A 16,148-nucleotide genomic window follows, 5' to 3' on the forward strand; every position below is an offset into this window, starting at 1 on the left:
CGAGGAGCAATTGTCAAAAGCTGTGGATCAGTAGCTGCTCACGCTGTCTCGTGGTTCAGGTGAATGAGCCCTTCGATGGAGCCCAGGCTGGCCTGCAGGGCGGGGTTCGGGGCCAGGGTGGCGATGAGCAACAGCACCCGGGCTGTTGGGAGTTCCGGAGCGTAGAGGTCGTCTTCGCCGTCGTCGCCGGGGATCGGGTTGGGCTGGATCTCGATCCGTCCGTTGGAGCTGCTGGCGAGGTGATAGACGCCCCGGTAATCGCTGTCGCGCTCGGTGAAGACCAGCCCGAGGCGGTCACTGACGAGCCGGACCAGCTCGCCGACGGTGTGGGTGCTGGTGCCGTAGGTGCGGTGGTCGGTCATGGTGGACCAGACCCTATGCCGCGACGGTGGCGGGGCGCTCGACCAGTTGGCCACGTTCGAAGCGGGCTCCAGCGCGGACGAGGGCGACGAGGTGGGGTGCGTTCACGGCCCGCCACCGCTGCTGGGCGGACTCGACGAGCCTGAAGACCATGGCCAGGGCGGCGGTGCGGGAGCCGGCGCCGCGGGTGACCTTGGTGCGCAGGCGCACGGTGGCGAATGTGGACTCGATGGGGTTGGTCGTCCGCAGGTGGATCCAGTGCTCGGCGGGGAAGTCGTAGAAGGCCAGCAGTTCGCCCTCGTCGTCAGTGATCTTCTTGACGGCTTTGGGGATTTTCGCGCCGTAGAGCTGGGTGAGCGTTTTGATCGCCTTGACTGCGAGGTCGCGGTCCTCGGCGTTGTAGATGTCCTGAAGCGCCTTGCGGGCGCCGGGCTGGGCCGACTTCGGCAGAGCGTTGAGCACGTTGGCCGTTTTGTGAACCCAGCATCTTTGATGCCGGGAGGCAGGGAAGACCTCGGCCAGGGCCTTCCAGAAGCCGAGGGCGCCGTCGCCGACCGCCAGGACCGGGGCGCGCATGCCGCGGCTGGCGTAGTCGCGTAGCAGGTCAGCCCAGGACCCGCCGGACTCGCGGTAGCCGTCCTTGAGCGCGATCAGCTCCTTGCTGCCGTCGGCGCGCACGCCGACGAGGACGAGCACGCAGGCTTTGGCCTCCTCCAGGGCGGACATTGAGGTGGATGCCGTCGGCCCACACACATACACGTAATCGACCTTCGCGAGGTCGCGGTCCATGAACGAGGCGTGGTCGGCCTGCCACTGCTGGGTCAGCCGGATGACCGTGGCCGGGGAAAGCCCGGCCGAGCTGCCGAGAAACTGCTCCAGCGCGGGCACGAAGTCGCCGGAGGACAGGCCGTGAAGATAGAGCAGTGGCAGCACCTCGCTGATCTTCGGGCTCTTGCGGCACCAGGGCGGCAGGATCGCAGAGGAGAACCGCTTGCGCTCACCCGTGGCGTCGTCGACGCGCTTGTCGTTCACCCGCGGCGCCTTCACCTCCACTGTCCCGGCCGCGGTGGTGACCTTCCTGGGCTGGTGATAGCCGTTGCGCACCACGAGCCGTCGGCCGTGCTCGTCTCGCTGGTCGGCCAACTCGGCTATGTATGCATTGACTTCAGCCTCCAGCGCGCCGGCCAACATCCTCCGTGCCCCCTCCCGGACGATCTCGTCGATCAGAGAGGAGCCGTCGTCGGTGGTGCCGTCGCCGTTCACTACGCTGAGCACGGACGTGTTTTCCCGGCCGGTGCTGCGAACACCGGTCTTGCTCGGTGGCCTATCGATCAATCACCCGGGAAGGTACGTCCTTCCCGAGCCGATCCACAGGTCCTGAGCATTGCTCACGAGTGTTGCCAGCAAGGCAGAGCCAATCTTTCGTGCTACGGGCGCTCAGCACCTAGTGCCTCTAGCTAGCTCCGTCGTCCGAACTCACGCAGCAGAGGTCCACTCGTCTCGCGCAATTTACTGCATATACCGACACGGCAGACCTCCGGTTCCCGCGGTCTGCGCCTCGAAGCGTGTTTGCGCACGATCCAAGATCTCTTCCTCGTCGCACCCGTGTGCCCGGAGCCAGTGGAGAAAGTCGGTGATGGCATCGATCACCGCTTCCTCACCAGTCGTCATGCTCAGCCCGCTCAGGCCCGACTCGCGAGGCAACCTTGCCGCCCGGTAGAGGCCGAGCAGCGCCTCTGCGCGCGTGACGTCACCGCGTGCCACGTGACCGTCCGGCGACGTCAACCCCGTCGCGAGTTCACACCAAGTCACCTTGCGACCGGGGTGGAGTTGGACTCCCCATCGATCAGCAACCGCGTCGACGAGGGCCATGCCCCGTCCGGACTCAGAGTCGCGGTCCGCGGCGACGAGAGTGGGGAGGGCCCGTGTGTCGGGGTCATGAACCTCAACACGCAGATTGAGGCCGTTCATGGCGACCGTGAGGGTGGCCGGCGTGCCAGGGCCGACATGAGCGATGACGTTGGACACCAACTCGCTTACGCACAACTGGGCCTGGTCAATCACATCGTGCAATCCCCAGCTCCCCAAGTGCAGCCGCATGATGCGGCGCAGCGCGGCCACTTCCGCCGGCTCGGCGGTGAAGGCCAGATCCCAGGGCTTCCGCTGCATGCACGCTTGCTGGATCACGACGGTCCCTCTCGTCACAGTCGACTCCACGCGATGGCGGAGTGTTACAGATGCTCACGATGAGTTGCGCTGACGCTCAGAGTGACGCATACACATCCCGTCATGCAATGTGCAGGAAGGGATTCCCGCTTCCGAGTGATTGGCAGGCCCGCCCCTTGGCGCGAGACTGAACACCCGCTACCTGGAAGAGGGTTGGAATGGCCGGTTCACCGACGGCACGACGCCGCCGTCTCTCGATCGAGCTGAAGAAGCTCCGCGAGAAGAGCGCGCTCACCTGCGCCCAGGTCGGCGAGGCCCTGGACTGGAGCGGTTCCAAGGTCAACCGTATGGAGACTGGCAGCGGGCGGGTCCAGCCGTCCGACATCGATGCCCTTTGCCGGTTCTACGGAACCAGCGAAGAACTGCGCGAGTTTCTCAAGTCCCTTGCTCGGCAGGCCAAGACACGCGGCTGGTGGCAGGTGCACGGCGCCGGCGTTCCCGAGTGGTTCAACATCTACATCGGCCTGGAGCAGGACGCCTCAACCATCCGCCAGTACCAGTGCGAGTTGATCCCCGGGCTCATGCAGATCGACCCCTATGCGCGGGAGCTCCACACGACAGGCGCGCATCTGTCTTCCGAGGACATCGACAGAGCTGTGCGTGTACGCATGGAGCGCCAAACCATGCTGACGCAGCCTGACGCGCCGGATGCCTGGTTCGTCGTGAACGAAGGCGCTCTTCGTCATGTGATCGGAGATCGGTCAATCATGCGAGAGCAGCTCGAACGTGTTCTGGAAGCCTCCGATTTGTCCGCCGTGACCCTCCAGGTTTTGCCCTTCGACGCAGGCACGTATCCGGTCACAGGCCCGTTCACGATGTTGGGCTTCCCTGCTCAAGAAGACCCGGACATCGTGTACCGCGACGGCATCACCGATGCCGTGTACCTGGAAGGCCACCATCATGTTCGTGAGTACACCAAGGCCTTCGACGGCCTGCGAGCCTCAGCTCTGAGCCCTCAACGCTCCACCCAATTGATCAAGACCGTTTTGAAGGAATACGCAAGGTGAGGATTGAAGCCACCGATGGCCGCCCCGCTCCGGTGTGGTCCAGGTCGTCGTACAGCAACGGTGCCGGAGGGGAGTGCGTCGAGTGTGCGTTGGGCACGGACGACACCCTGGTGCGTGACTCCAAGTGTGAGACGGGCCCGGTCATTACTGTTGGCCGCGGCGCCTGGCACGCATTCCTGGTTGGTGTTCTGGATCACGGACGCTTGGCGCGCTGACGAGGGAGTTCCTACAGCGGCATTCATTCCGCTGTAGGACACTCGTCCATAGGACAGCGGACAGCAAGGAGTAGACGATCGTGAGCGCACAGCACGCGGAGACGCCCGGGTCAGCGGCGCTGCCGTTGAAGACCATCGGTGACATTCGAGCAGCTCTGCGGTCCGGACACGGGTTTCCGGGCGACCGGGAGTCCTTCGAAGCGGATCTCCAGCGTGCGCTGGAGGCCTCGTCTGAGACGGACCTCAATGCTGTCGCCACAGTCATCGTCGACTACCGGGGCAGGATTCGGCTCTACCAGGACCCCGACTTTGACATCGCCGTGCAGGAAGGTATCGACCTCGCGGCACGGCTGAAGCAGGAGGCGCAAGGCCGGTGAGCAGTGTGATCGCAGCCGTCACGGTGCGGGCGGCAGATCGAGCGAAAGCTCTCGGAGCCGAGCAAGCGCTGGAGGCACTCCGGCAGGAACTGGAACAGGTACCCAGGCTTGGGGTCCTTCTCGGGCCGGCCCGCCAGGACGGCACCGAAGTCCGCAAGACGAAGATCGAACCCCGGGGCGGAGTGCCAGGGTTGGCAGTGGCGTACGTGTACACACCGGCACCACCGCCTCCCACCGTGGCCATCGTCGCGGTTACACCTGACGACGGCCTTCCCGCTGAGTAGTTCCTCCCCTCGCCTCCCGATCTCAATTGTCTCGGCGCGCCAGTAAGACCAAACCCGTAAACACCATTACTCGCGATCGTGACAACCTCGCTCGAGTTCCCCGCCATACTCTCCGCGTCCTCGCGGGTGCTGGAGTCGCATCGACATCGACGTTCCTACCAATTCAGCTCTGCTCAGGAGGGACATTCCCCGCGCCCGAAAACGCAAGATCCTGGCCCGCTTCGCCTTCAATGACGAAGACGCCGCCCTCGGCGTATATGTGACCCAGGACCCGGCCGAAGCCCTCGGCGCCTGCCTGGCCCGGGACGCAGCCTGGCACCATGCCGTACTTGTTGACGAGTTAGCCAGACGGGTCCGTTCTGCCAGGTGAGCACCTAATACCAGGCAGCCGCAGAAGCCCTCTGCGTGCTGGGCCCCCAAGGACCGAGCTCGAAGGAAGGGACCCGTCGCACAGACCAGTTGGCCACGGCCGACAGTGCCGCGGCAAGGCAGCCAACAGGCCCCACCGCGCCGACCCTGACCGTCTCAGCGCAGTCTCCCTCTGGCAAGTTCTGGCAAGCTCCTGTCCCCCAAGCCCGCCCGACGGCAAGCTCAGGCACACGGATCATCACCCACGACGGAGGTGGGCCCCATGGCCCTGCGCAAGCTCGGCAAAGACCCCGAGAGCCCGAGCGGTGGCTCCCCGACGGTGTACCTGGACGAGGAGAAGGACACGTATCTCGTGCAGGGCTGGAAGGTTCTGGACGTCGAGCGACTGGGTCAGATGGACATCCCCGGCCATGAATCCGTAGTAGAGATTCCGCGCCGCATGGTCCAGTTCTTCTTGGAGGTACAGCGTGACGACCGTTCCGACGTTTGAGGAGTTGTTCCGCGACTGCCGTGAGTCAGCGGCGCATCTGGAGATGCGCGACTCCTATATGAAGTCGGACCCGGCCTACATCGACTGGGCAGCCGGCCTCACCATCGACCCCGCGCAGAGGTGGGCCGACTGGCTCGGCCTGGTCTCCGAGGCGAGGGGGCGGGGCGTGAAAGTCCGCCGTGCCCGCATCGTGTCCGAGCCTGTGAGCAGGTACATCCGGTTCGAGCATGAAGTGACGGAGGGGCTGAACATAGCTGCCGGGGAAGAGGTGCGATGGTTGCCACGGCGCCAGGCCACCGCTATCGCCCTGCCGGGGAACGACTTCTGGCTGTTCGACTCGGCCTTGTTGCTGGTGAATCACTTCGACGGCGAGGGCGAGTGGCTGGAACCGTCCATCAGCACAGACCCGCGGGAGATCAAGCTGTGCGGCAGCGCTTTTGAGGCGGTCTGGGAGGTGGGCATCCCGCACGGCGACTACCAACTCGCTTGATCGGCAAGGGTAGGGTCAGCGCTAAGACCATGTCGTCCCCCTCCTCCAGCGTTCAAGCAGCCCGCAGGGCTCTCGGCCAGCGTCTGCGCGAGATCCGGCTCGATGCCGGGTTGAGCGCGCGGGCGTTGGCCGCGCTTGCTGGGTGGCACGAATCCAAGTGCTCTCGGTACGAGAGCGGAGCTCGCAGCCCTTCTGAATCGGATCTGCGGGCGTGGGCACAGCACTGCGGTGTGCCACTCCTTGCCGACGACCTCGTGACGACAGCCCGCGGCATCGATGGCATGTACGTCGAGTGGCGACGAATGGAGCGCTCCGGACTGCGCCACGCCCAGGAGTCGGTGGTGCCACTGTGGGAACGCACCCGCCGCTTCCGCATCTACTCGTCCTGGCTCATCCCTGGCCCCATCCAGACGGGGCCGTACATTGAGGCCCTGCTGAGGTCTATCCGTGATCGTCGGCAGTTGATCGACGACGTGGAAGAAGCCGTACGCGTCCGCGTCGCCAAGCAGCACGTGGTCAACGAAGGCAACCACAGCTTCGCCATCGTGCTGGAGGAAGCCGCCCTGCGGTACCGCATCGGTGGCCCCGCGGTCATGGCGGGACAACTAGGCCACCTGCTCACTGCTGCATCGCTGCCGTCGGTCTCCCTCGGGATCATCCCGCTGAGCGCCGACCGGTCTCGTATCTGGCCCGTGGAGGGCTTCTTCCTGTACGACGCCGAGGTGGCCAACGTCGAGTTGGTCTCCGCGCATCTCACTGTCACGCAGACTCACGAGATCAATCTCTATGCGCAGACCTTCGTGGAGCTCTCCGCGTTGGCCGTCTACGGATCCGAGGCCCGGGAGCTGATCACCTCGGCGATCGACTCACTCGGGTGATTCCCGGCAAGTTCTGGCACGTTCGTTGAGGCCGCATAGGTGCGATTTCTAGCGTGATTCACACGATGGGCCTGGTGATTTCCGGCGCATGAGCAGCGCACATCCGAATTCACCACGCCCACATCGGAATCGCGGATCGGAGGTGGCTTTGTGTGCCCAGCCCTCGATGTGGGTGAACTCGTCCACGACACAACACGGGACCGTGTTGGCGAGGTCCAGGACTACCGGGCAGGACGGGTCGTGCTGCGCCCCTCGGGCGGAGGCCCCTCGTGGGAGGCCACACCGGGAGAACTGCAGCCTGCCAACGCCAACGATCGCCTCCGGGCACGCGTGAACGAGATGAACGCGAGGCGGCTCTGATGGCGGTACATCCCGTGCGGAACGGGTCTGCCTGCGGCGCTGCATAAACAGATTCGCCGCGTCACGCGGCGGGGCGTCAGCCACCCCTCTCCCTAAGCACGACCGGCATTCGGCACTCAGGGAGAGGTCTACCCGAAGGTCCTCCAACTGTGAGGTGAACCCTTGCTCTCCACAACCCCGTCACTCCCCGAGCCATACGCGGGCACGACCACGTCCAGGAACGAAGCCAGGGCGAAGGGAGCCAAGCGATGACAACCTCCGTCGTCACGGCAACGCGTACCGGCCGCTCGCTCGTCACCGGCACCGAATTCGACACCCTCGCCGCGTTCTGCGCCGAGGAGTACGGCCTTGAGCGCTGCGTCGCCGACCGGGTCCTCGACCAGGCTCTCGCCCTCGTCTACGTCATGGGCACGACCCGCTCGGGAAGCGCCATGGCTCCGTCCCAGTTGGTCGACCCCGGCTGGCACACCCTGATCCTGCACACCGACTGGTACGCCAATTGGTGCCAGGAGCAGTTCGGCTACTTCCTGCACCACCAGCCGAATAGCAAGACCCGCACTCGGGGCCTGATGACCGATGTCGTGCAACGGATCCGTGCGGCCGGGTTCGGCGTCGACGAACGACTGTGGGGCACAGCTGCCGATTGCAACCCGCCCGCTTGCTGCGGCGACGGCCCCTGCTGCTGAGCATCTTCACCGCCCCCACCAGGGCGGGCCGTCCTCCTCCGAGCCGGCCCGCCCGTCTCTGGCCAGAAACGGACACCAAGCTGTGCCACTGACCGAACTGACCGCCACCGGCCGCATGACCCTCTTTCCTCTCGAAGGCCTTTCTGTCGCCTATACGACGCAGTCCAGCGACGGACGCTGCCTGGGCGACATCGGGCTTGTCGCTGTCGTGGACGAACACAGCGACGGCGAGGAACTGTGGCGCCTCGCCCGCAACCTCGGCGGACGTAACAGCGGTCAGGATCAGGCTCGTTGGATCCTCACTCAGGCGGGGCGCGCTCGCATGGTGAAAGGCTCGGCATACGGCGACTTGGCAGACGTCACATGGACGGCGTATGTGCGTCGGCGCCTCGAACTCGACGCGTTGTACGCCAACCACGAGGTTCTGATGACCGGCCGATTGTGTTTTCGCACCCACGGGCAGTGACGAACGAAGAGAGGCCAGCTTAAGGGGAAGGCATGACCCGTCTGATTCCATGGCAACAGCAGCTGTCTACCGGAACCAAAGACATCCAGAGTGAGATCATCGACTGGTATCGCCGGAGTACGCGCGGCAAGGCGTACGTCCCCACCATGATCTGGGGCACGCTCCAGACTGAGGCGTACGCGACGGTAGTCCTCCGCAAGGTCGTTGACTTCCTGGGCGTCCCGAACGACGTGTCCGCGGGAGTGGCCATGCGGATGGAACGCCAGGAGGTCTTGTACGACGGGGAGCACCAGTACGAGGTGATCCTCGGCGAGCAGGCCTTGTACACAAATGTCGGCGGACATGAGGTCATGCACGAGCAGATGAAACGCCTACTACGCGACATCGACCTGCCGTCTCTCTCCCTAAGCGTGCTCCCAACAACCGCCGAGGTGGATGTGATTCCGATGCCCGCCTTCGACATGAACGACAGCGGCCAAGTCAGCTACGAACTCGTATCCGGCAGCGTGGACATCACAGCCCCAGACGAACTGGCCCTCCACAGCAAGGCGTTCGACGCCCTCAACGCCGCCGCATGCCAAGGTGGCGCCGCCAAGGAGCTGATCGGTAGGGCTCTGGGCTTCTGGGGCAGGTGAGTTTCAAATGAGGTTGGTCCCGAGACCCGGTGCCGATGACGTACAGCGTGAGCTCGCCACCCTGGAAAGCGATGCCACACGCCTGCGGTACTTCCTTCCCGCGATTCCCACCGGACTGATCCAGACGCCCGAGTCCATGCGGCAGGTGATGACACAGACATCGCCCGTCGTCGGCAAGGACGTTGAGTCAGTGATCGCGCGCAAGCTGGAACGTCAGGCCGTACTCGACGACCTCGACAAACGGTTCGAGTTTCTGCTCACCGAGTCGGCGATCCGGTGGCAGCTGTGCGAGGCAGCCGTCATGGCCCGGCAGGTCAAGCACCTCGTTGTCCCTCTCACATCGCACGAACATCGACATCAAGGTGCTTCCGCTGACGGGCCGGGTCGCCGAGGCTCCGTTCAACACCTTCACGCTGTACGACACCAGTCTTGCCACATTGGAGGTGTTCACCGGGCGAGTGGTGCTGCGCGAGGCGATGGACATTGCCCAGTACGACCGAGTCTTCGGCTCTTGCTGAGCGCGCGTGTGCCGGGGACATGGCGAGGCGCTTGCTCGCCGAGTAAGCGGAGCCCTTCGGCGCCGCCGCAGCTGATGGGCTCTCATGACCGCCCCGTCCAGCTGACGGGGGCTCACGGCACCCGAACCTGGTTGGCCTCACGGCCGTGGCCCGTATGGCAGCTTCGATGAGCGCTGTCGGGCATATCGGATTAGCCTCCGAAATGAGCGCAATAAGGATCTTTAGGTGTGCGCTCTACTCGACCCAAGGAGGAGACATGCGCAAGCTTCAGAAGGCCGCTGTTGCGGCCACGATGGTCGGGACCCTCAGCCTCATAGCCACCGGCACAGCGAGCGCCCAGCCCGCGTACGACGATCACGGTCACGGGCACTGCCACTCTCACGACCTGGACGTCAGCATTCTCGGCCAGGTCGGCCTGCTCAACGGCCTTGCGGGCAACTTGGCCAATGGTGAAGGCCACCCGGGCGGGCAGTACCAACACGTTGGCGGCGGTTGCCACCACTGAGCAACATGGATCCGTCACGTAGTTGACCGAATGGGATACCCGGCGTCTGGGCCACGAGCCCGGCGCCGGGTCCTGTTTGTGCGCCCCCTCGCGTGCCCAAGTGGAGATGCAGGTCGCGAAGGTGTCGACAGCGACGACCAAAGTCGCGGCGTCATGGACCATCGGCCGATGACAGGGCGTACGGACGCTTGTCAGGCTGGGTGCTACGCCATACCGGCGACCGGCAAACAACGACCCGTGCGAGAACGGCAGAGCGGCAGAGCGGGAGAGCGGCAGCGACATGAGGACGGGGGACATGCGGGATACGGGAGGCGCAAGGAGTGCTGGGGACGCAAGGAGTGCTGGGGATGCGAGGAGTGCTGGGGGCGCAAGGAACACTGGGGGTCTCCCCTGGGAGAAGGGCGATGCGGCGGTGGACGGCGAAGGCGGCACCTCGCTCGCCGAGTCCGCCTGGTTTCTGACGCTCTTTTGCACGGCTTGCGGGGCCGGTATCGGCTGGCTCGTCACCCTCCTCGCCGAATGGCTTGTGAAGCTGCGCTGGGCACCCTTGCAAGGGCCGGCCAAGCTCGTGACGTCCGTGCCGGAGCCCTGGTTGACCATCGGGGGCATCACGGTAGGTGCCGTTCTGGGGCTGGTGGTCGGGTTCGTCGCCGTGCACGAGTCGCTGTCGGTGAGGGTTTCGGCCGACCGTGTGGTCCTCAGCGTCCGGGACTCCTCGCAGGAGTTCGGGCGGGACGAGGTCGCACTGGCGGTACGGGACGGCAAGCAGCTCGTGCTGCTCGGGCCGGACGGTATGGAGATCGCGCGGGAGGGCTGCAATCTGTCCTGGGCGCGGCTGGCCGACGCCTTCGCCGGGCACGGCTATCGGTGGGCGGATGAGGATCCGTATCGGGACGAGTTCCGGCGCTGGGTTCCCGGGATGCCCGGGCTGCCCGACGGGGCGGACGCGTTGCTGCGAGCCCGCGAGGTGGCCCGGAAGAAGGAGGGGGGCTCCGAGGACGCCCGGGAACTGCGCGGGGAACTGCTGAGGCTCGGCGTCGTCGTACGTGACGAGAAGAAGCGGCAGTATTGGCGCGGGCCGCTGCGGCCCTGAAGTGCTGCGGCTCTGAAGTACGGGTTCGGGGAGGTTCCGGGGAGCGGGGCTCGGGCGCCGTATCGGCTGAGAGGATTGCGTCGACCGTAGTGGAAGAAGGGGATGAGCATGATCGTGCTCGCGCTGGTCGGTGTTCTCGTGCTCACCGTCGGGGGATGCGTCTGTGTCGTGTGGGCGTCCCGGGGCGGGCCCCGCTGGGTACGCGCGGTGGCCGCGGTGACCTTGGGTATGGGCAAGTTGGTGCGGGGGTCGGGGCGTTCTCGTCAGAGCTCGGGCACGGATCTCTCCGTCTTGGGTGGCTCGGACTCGGGGGCGGGGTCGGGTTCCGACTCCAACTGAACCCTTACGGCCGCCGGTCTCCCGGGCGCAATGCGGACGCGGGCCACGCCGGCGGTTAGCACTCGGCGCGGCCCGCGTGCCGTCGTGACCCTCGTGGGTCAGTCGGTCGTCTTCGTCGCGGTCAGGGCCCGCAGTTGTTTCCGGGGGTCCCGGGCGTGGGCTGGGGGGTGGGCTCGGGGTCCGTGTTCACCGGCGGGGTCTGCGGTGCGTCCGGCCCCTGCGGGACCTCTGGTGTCTCATCAACCGGCGCTGGCTCTACGGGAGTTGGCGCCGACGGCTCTGGCGTTGGCGAGGGCGTTGGCGAGGGCGAGGGCGACGGTGTCTGTGGCGCCTCCACCTCAGGTACTTCCGGGTCACCCGGCGGCACCGGAGCCTCCGGCGGCACCGACCCCTCCGACGACACCGGGCCCTCCGACGGTGCCGGGCCCTCCGACGGTGCCGGAGCCTCCGGCACCGGGTACTCCGCCCCTGACCCCGAATCACCCGGATACTCCGGCTCACCCGGACCGCCCGACCCCGCCCCGGGAGTCTCGGCCCCCGGCTCAACAGGGCTCGGCGCAGGCTCATCGACGGTCGGCGCCCCACCCGCGGTCGGCGCCCCACCCGCAGTCGGCGCCCCACCCGCGGTCGGCGCCCCACCCGCAGCCGACATCCCCTCCGCAGCCGGCGGCTCATCACCCGACAGCTCACCCTCAGGCCGGTTGACCAGCACCTCGGCCCCGTCGTCCGTCCGGCTCTGCTCGGCCTGCGTCACCTTGGGTACCCCGGCCGAGCTGTCCCGGTCCGGCTCCCCCGGCATCCGCTCCCCCGCCCCGGGCCCCTGCGACGGCTGAGCCACCGGCGCATCCGCCAGGGGCAACCGGGGCGGAGTGGATGCCGGTGTGGAGCCGCCCGCGCCCAGGGCGAGGACCATCGCGAGGGCCATACCGGTGACCGTCGCGCCGGCCGCGACGGCGGCCGGCACCTTCGCGGTGCCCGCCCCACCGCCGGTCACCGCCTGGCGGGCGGCGTGCAGTGCGGCGCCGACCTGGCCGCTCAGGGCGGCCGTCGCGCCCGCCGACCCGGTGGCCAGCGGCAGCACGAACTTGCCCGCGGCGCCCAGGCCGAAGACCAGCAGGGCCGGGCCGACCAGCGCGGGCAGCCGGTCGTTGGCGCGCATGAGTACCGCGAGCCGGCCGCGGCATTCGGCGCAGGCGTCCACATGGGCGAGCAGGCGTTCCGACTGGCGCGGGGTCGCGTTGCCGCGGACGTACGCCGGCATGCGCACCCAGTGGACCTCGCACGCGGGGTCGTCGGGGGCGCCCGTCTGGGAGCGGAGGAAGGCCTGCCGCATGCCTTCTCGGGCGCGGTGCAGGAGTACGGCCGTCGCCCCCTCCTTCGCGCCGATGCGCCGCCCGACCGTCTCCAGCGGCTGCCCCTCCGCCTCCGCGAGCCACAGGGCCTGCACCCAGCGTTCGGGCAGTTGGCCCAGCACGCGCACCAACAGGTCGACCGAGGAGACCTGTTCGGCCGGGTCCGTCATGCCCTCGGCGTGGGCGGCGGTCCCGTCCCGCTCGGCGACCTGAGGGTCGTGGTGCGGGGTCTCGCGCGCCTCGCCGCCGGCCGTCGCCGCCAGGTGCCGGACCGTCGTCATCAGGTACGCAGGTACGTTCTCGATCTCGTGCCCCGCCGACAGCCGCCGCCAGACGCGGAAGTGCGCCTCGGCGACCAGGTCCTCGGCCGCCCAGGAGTTGTTGCGGGTGAGCGAGCGCGCGAACGCGACCAGGCGCGGCTGGTGTTCCTCGTAGATACGGGCGTACGAGGCGGTGGCGGACACGGGAGGTGTCGCCTGGGCGGGCACCTTGGCGGAACCGTCGGACATGGCTGGAACGCTCCGGTTGCCTGCTGGGCTGAAGGGCGCGGACGGGTTTGTCAGCGTAGATGACTAAAATCTCAAGTAAATGGTTCGCGTGAGGTAGATCACAGGCACGTGCGGTTGTTCCGCGTAATCAACAGGGCTGCCGCGTGGTCGAGAAGGCGCACAGAGACCGGCAGCAGGCCGACCGCGGGCGGCAGTACGTCGTCCGCCGACCGGCCGTAGACCCCGACCGTGGAGAAGAACGTCCATGCACCCCACCCTCGAACAGTCCGTTCGTGCCCGCCTCGTCACCCCCGGCTCCGCCCAGCTTCCGATCCGCCCCACGCTGCGCTACCTCGCCGCCGAACCCTTCGCCGTGCACATCGACTTCCCGGCGCATGTCTCGGCCGACGAGGACGGGGTCTCCTGGACGTTCGCCCGCTCGCTGCTGGAGGAGGGCCTGGACACGGCGGCCGGGATCGGGGACGTACGCATACGGCCGTGGGGGCGGTCCCGTACGGTCGTCGAGTTTTACGCGCCGCACGGCATGGCCGTGATCCGGCTCGGGACGGCTTCTCTCCGACGGTTTCTGCAACGGTCGTACGCCGTCGTCGAGCCGGGGAGAGAGGATCTGGGGCCGGAACTCGACCACGGCCTCATGTCCCTGCTGGACGGGGTGTGAGGATCAGTCGGCCGAGCGTCCGTGCTCGACCGCATGTGAGGGCCCGCAGCAAAGAGCTCCCGAAGGCCGGTGAGGCCTTCGGGAGCTCTTCGTCATCAATGGGTCCGAGTCCGCTGCCGGTTACCCGTCAGATCAGCGGGCTTGGGCGCCGAAGCGGGTGCCCACGTTGGGGAAGCCGCCCGTGCCGGGCTTGTATGTGGTCACCGCGGCGACGGTCCCGCCGTTGACGGTGTTGGACATCGGCAGGGCGTACAGGGCGCCGAGTCCGGGGCCGTAGGGCATGCCGACGTAGAGCTTGGTGCCGGTGTAGTGCATGTTGCGGCCCAGGTACTGGTTGGCGCCCGGAGTGCCGGGAATGCCGTCGCCGTCGCCGGCCTCGATCCAGCGGTCGTTGGCGCCGGCCGCCGCGACGAGGGAGAAGGTGTGGACGGCACCGGCGTTGTCGGTGGTGCCGAGGGCCTCGCCCGGGGTGCCGACCGCGAGACGCATGGTCGCGGTGGTGCCGAACGCGCGGGGCGCGGTGTTGACGGCGGTCAGGGTCTCGCCCATCCGGTCGCCGGCCTCGGACGTGCCGGAGACATCGTCGTCGGCGGTGCCTTGCTTGAGCTCCCGCAGCTCGTCCCAGGCGCCCGCGGCGGTGACCCGGCCGACGACGACACGGCCGGCGTCGGCGCGGTTCTCGGTGCCCACGACCACTGCCTCGCCGGGCGAACCGATCGCCAGGATCGAGTCGGTGGCCGCGGCGGCCCCCGAGGGCCGGAACTCGGTCAGGCTGAGCGCCGCGCCGAAGTCGTCGTTCGCCTCGGCGCCGCCGGAGACGTTCTCGAGGTCCTGGTCCAGGCCGAACAGCGGCTTGGGGTGACCGTCGGCGTGCAGCGTGTGGCTGAAGACCGCAAGGTTGCCCGCGGCGTTGTCACCGCCGATGTTCTCGTTCGGCGCGCCGATGGCGATGTGGTTGGCGTCGGCCGCGACCGAGGCACCGAAGCCGTCGTTCGCCTCGGCGGCACCGGGCACGTCGGTCTTGTCCTGATGGACCGCGATGTTGGTCGTGCCACGCAGGTAGAAGGCCGCGCCGGCCTTCGCGATGGTGCCGAGCGCCTCGCCGGGCACGCCGATCACGATGTACGGCTCGCCGGCGACGGTGGTGCCGGCGGCGAGCGCGTCACCCATCCGGTCGCCCGTCTCGCTGGCCGCCGCCTTGATCGCGCCGGCACCCGCGCCCTGCTCGAAGTGGGTGCTCGTCACCGGGCCGGTGCCCAGGCCGCCGGCCGCGCCGTAGAGCACATCGACGAAGCCCGCGTCGACGACGGAGCCGACGTCCTCCAGCGTGGTGCCGACGACGAGGTCGGTGTAGCCGTCCTCGTTGTAGTCGACGGTGTCGATCGCGTCGCCGAACCAGTCGCCCTGCTCGGCGTCGCCGGCGACCCAGGCGAGGTCCTGGTTGATCTCCGCGGTGCCCTTGCCGCCGCCGTAGGAGATCCGTACCAGACCGGCGTTGGTCTTGCTGGCGACGGTACCCGCGGGGTCGGCGATCGCGATGTCCTCGACGCCGTCGCCGTTGAAGTCGGTGATGCGGGTGGCGCCGACCTTGGAGTTCACCCAGGAGGCGAGGTCGTCGACGCGCGCGATGACGCCCGCGGTGCTGGTCTGCGTGGCGTCCGTGCCGTAGCAACCACCCTGGGAGGAGCGGGAGCTGAGCCCCGCGAGCTTGCCGGCGCTGATCGCCGGGCCGCCCGTGTCGCCCATGCACACGGCGGCACCGTCCTTGCCGGTCACATTCGCCGACGTGGCGGCGACGGAGTCGACGGTGTAGGTGCCGGTGTGCAGCTTCAGCGGCGCCCACTCGGTCTTCGTACGGCCGTATCCGGCGAACGTCAGCTCCGCACCGGCCGCGGGCGCGGCGCTCGCGAGGGCGATGGGCGTCACGTTGGTCACGGGCCGGTTCAGCCGGGCGAGCACCACATCGCGGTCGGTACGCGGCACGAGCTCGACGACCCGGCGCTCGGCACCCTGGGTGCCGGCCAGGTCAGCGCGGCCGATCACGGCGGTGGTCTTCTTCTGCGGGGCGCCGGACGGGACCGCGAGCGAGGTGGCCGGGTCGTCGGCGAAGCAACTGGCCGCGGTCAGCAGCCACTCGGTGTCCACGAGAACGGCGGAGCAGCCGCGGTCGTGTTCGCCGATGATGACCTGGGCGGTGTAGGCGTAGGTGGTGTCCGAGTCGGCGACCGGAGTGCCGGTGACAGCGGACGCGGGCACCGCGCACAGCGCGAGCGACCCGGCGGCCAGGACCGTGCCCAGCGCGGCCGGGCGGAGACGTCTGGAGGAATGCAT

Annotated in this window: 19 protein-coding genes and 1 pseudogene; 15 read left to right on the top strand and 5 right to left on the bottom strand. The window is 67.7% G+C overall.

The window, feature by feature from the left end; translation table 11 throughout:
• Nucleotides 1–38: 38 nt before the first annotated feature.
• From ACZ4UU_RS15035 to ACZ4UU_RS15045, 3 genes are all read right to left on the bottom strand, one after another.
• Nucleotides 39–362: a hypothetical protein gene (locus tag ACZ4UU_RS15035; protein ID WP_468039937.1), complete on the bottom strand. Its 324-nt coding sequence runs from the start codon at nucleotides 360–362 to the stop codon at nucleotides 39–41.
• 13 nt (nucleotides 363–375) lie between these two features.
• The gene (locus ACZ4UU_RS15040; protein WP_468039939.1) at nucleotides 376–1,635 is read right to left on the bottom strand and encodes an IS256 family transposase; all 1,260 of its coding nucleotides are present in this window, start codon (nucleotides 1,633–1,635) and stop codon (nucleotides 376–378) included.
• A 234-nt stretch (nucleotides 1,636–1,869) separates the two neighbouring features.
• The gene (locus tag ACZ4UU_RS15045) at nucleotides 1,870–2,529 is read right to left on the bottom strand and encodes an ATP-binding protein (RefSeq protein WP_468040223.1); all 660 of its coding nucleotides are present in this window, start codon (nucleotides 2,527–2,529) and stop codon (nucleotides 1,870–1,872) included.
• A 215-nt stretch (nucleotides 2,530–2,744) separates the two neighbouring features.
• Between ACZ4UU_RS15045 and ACZ4UU_RS15050 the strand changes: the two genes are divergently transcribed.
• From ACZ4UU_RS15050 to ACZ4UU_RS15115, 14 genes and pseudogenes are all read left to right on the top strand, one after another.
• Nucleotides 2,745–3,593, top strand: coding sequence for a helix-turn-helix domain-containing protein (locus tag ACZ4UU_RS15050; protein ID WP_468039941.1), 849 nt, complete (start codon nucleotides 2,745–2,747; stop codon nucleotides 3,591–3,593).
• A gap of 32 nt (nucleotides 3,594–3,625) precedes the next feature.
• Nucleotides 3,626–3,808, top strand: coding sequence for a DUF397 domain-containing protein (locus ACZ4UU_RS15055; protein ID WP_468040225.1), 183 nt, complete (start codon nucleotides 3,626–3,628; stop codon nucleotides 3,806–3,808).
• 80 nt (nucleotides 3,809–3,888) lie between these two features.
• Nucleotides 3,889–4,185, top strand: coding sequence for a DUF6247 family protein (locus ACZ4UU_RS15060; protein ID WP_468039943.1), 297 nt, complete (start codon nucleotides 3,889–3,891; stop codon nucleotides 4,183–4,185).
• A gap of 915 nt (nucleotides 4,186–5,100) precedes the next feature.
• Complete coding sequence (locus tag ACZ4UU_RS15065; protein WP_468039944.1) at nucleotides 5,101–5,328, top strand: hypothetical protein; 228 nt, start codon at nucleotides 5,101–5,103, stop codon at nucleotides 5,326–5,328.
• Nucleotides 5,306–5,818, top strand: coding sequence for a DUF6879 family protein (locus ACZ4UU_RS15070; RefSeq protein WP_468039946.1), 513 nt, complete (start codon nucleotides 5,306–5,308; stop codon nucleotides 5,816–5,818). The genes ACZ4UU_RS15065 and ACZ4UU_RS15070 overlap by 23 nt, the downstream gene beginning before the upstream one ends.
• Nucleotides 5,819–5,847: 29 nt before the next feature.
• On the top strand, nucleotides 5,848–6,696 hold the full coding sequence (locus ACZ4UU_RS15075) for a DUF5753 domain-containing protein (protein ID WP_468039948.1): 849 nt from the start codon (nucleotides 5,848–5,850) through the stop codon (nucleotides 6,694–6,696).
• Nucleotides 6,697–7,304: 608 nt separating this feature from the next.
• Entirely contained in the window at nucleotides 7,305–7,742 is a 438-nt protein-coding gene (locus tag ACZ4UU_RS15080) for a glycine-rich domain-containing protein (protein ID WP_468039950.1), read from the top strand.
• Between the two features lie 82 nt (nucleotides 7,743–7,824).
• Nucleotides 7,825–8,208 carry a hypothetical protein gene (locus tag ACZ4UU_RS15085; RefSeq protein WP_468039952.1) on the top strand — a complete coding sequence of 128 codons (384 nt, stop codon included), beginning with the start codon at nucleotides 7,825–7,827 and terminating at the stop codon, nucleotides 8,206–8,208.
• A 32-nt stretch (nucleotides 8,209–8,240) separates the two neighbouring features.
• Nucleotides 8,241–8,843, top strand: coding sequence for a DUF5753 domain-containing protein (locus tag ACZ4UU_RS15090; protein ID WP_468039954.1), 603 nt, complete (start codon nucleotides 8,241–8,243; stop codon nucleotides 8,841–8,843).
• Nucleotides 8,844–8,850: 7 nt separating this feature from the next.
• A pseudogene (locus tag ACZ4UU_RS15095) lies at nucleotides 8,851–9,114 on the top strand (Scr1 family TA system antitoxin-like transcriptional regulator); the annotation flags it as partial.
• Nucleotides 9,115–9,169: 55 nt separating this feature from the next.
• Entirely contained in the window at nucleotides 9,170–9,361 is a 192-nt protein-coding gene (locus ACZ4UU_RS15100) for a hypothetical protein (protein WP_468040248.1), read from the top strand.
• A gap of 256 nt (nucleotides 9,362–9,617) precedes the next feature.
• Nucleotides 9,618–9,866, top strand: coding sequence for a hypothetical protein (locus ACZ4UU_RS15105; protein WP_468039956.1), 249 nt, complete (start codon nucleotides 9,618–9,620; stop codon nucleotides 9,864–9,866).
• Between the two features lie 412 nt (nucleotides 9,867–10,278).
• The gene (locus tag ACZ4UU_RS15110; RefSeq protein WP_468039958.1) at nucleotides 10,279–10,959 is read left to right on the top strand and encodes a YqeB family protein; all 681 of its coding nucleotides are present in this window, start codon (nucleotides 10,279–10,281) and stop codon (nucleotides 10,957–10,959) included.
• A 108-nt stretch (nucleotides 10,960–11,067) separates the two neighbouring features.
• Nucleotides 11,068–11,298 (top strand): hypothetical protein, encoded by a 231-nt coding sequence (locus ACZ4UU_RS15115; protein ID WP_468040227.1) that lies wholly within the window; start codon nucleotides 11,068–11,070, stop codon nucleotides 11,296–11,298.
• Between the two features lie 121 nt (nucleotides 11,299–11,419).
• Here the strand turns inward: ACZ4UU_RS15115 and ACZ4UU_RS15120 are convergent, their stop codons facing one another.
• Nucleotides 11,420–13,159 (bottom strand): sigma-70 family RNA polymerase sigma factor, encoded by a 1,740-nt coding sequence (locus tag ACZ4UU_RS15120; RefSeq protein ID WP_468039959.1) that lies wholly within the window; start codon nucleotides 13,157–13,159, stop codon nucleotides 11,420–11,422.
• 244 nt (nucleotides 13,160–13,403) lie between these two features.
• Here ACZ4UU_RS15120 and ACZ4UU_RS15125 point away from each other — a divergent pair, with 244 nt between their 5' ends.
• Nucleotides 13,404–13,817, top strand: coding sequence for an SsgA family sporulation/cell division regulator (locus ACZ4UU_RS15125; RefSeq protein ID WP_468039961.1), 414 nt, complete (start codon nucleotides 13,404–13,406; stop codon nucleotides 13,815–13,817).
• Nucleotides 13,818–13,949: 132 nt separating this feature from the next.
• On the opposite strand, the gene ACZ4UU_RS15130 is transcribed toward ACZ4UU_RS15125, so the two are convergent.
• Nucleotides 13,950–16,148: a trypsin-like serine protease gene (locus ACZ4UU_RS15130; RefSeq protein WP_468039963.1), complete on the bottom strand. Its 2,199-nt coding sequence runs from the start codon at nucleotides 16,146–16,148 to the stop codon at nucleotides 13,950–13,952.

This window comes from Streptomyces sp. NPDC028907 (assembly GCF_055564995.1).